Source organism: Chitinophaga sp. GbtcB8 (assembly GCF_019091455.1).
Lineage (GTDB): Bacteria > Bacteroidota > Bacteroidia > Chitinophagales > Chitinophagaceae > Chitinophaga.
Window position 1 is genome coordinate 1 of the sequence record NZ_JAGXJN010000418.1, and the last position, 236, is coordinate 236.

The window sequence follows — 236 nt, forward strand, 5'->3', positions numbered from 1 at the left end:
GGCGTAGCCTATATCAGCTCCTTTAACTGGAATGATGATACCCCCTGCTGGGTCTTTAATGGTGGCGTAAAAGGCGCTGGCGATGCTGCTTCCCACGAAGTGGGCCATCCTTTAAGCTTAGGCCACGACGGTAGAAATTCTCCTGCAGAAGGTTTCTACGCCGGCCAGGGTAACTGGGCGCCTATTGTGGGTGTTGGTTACTACAAACCGATTGTACAATGGAGCAAAGGCGAATA

Annotated in this window: 1 protein-coding gene; it reads left to right on the forward strand. The window is 51.7% G+C overall.

The genetic code is table 11. The features are described 5' to 3' along the window. Nucleotides 1-236, forward strand: a 236-nt coding sequence (locus tag KVT36_RS32230; RefSeq protein ID WP_217607514.1) for a hypothetical protein, incomplete at both ends; no start/stop codon positions are given.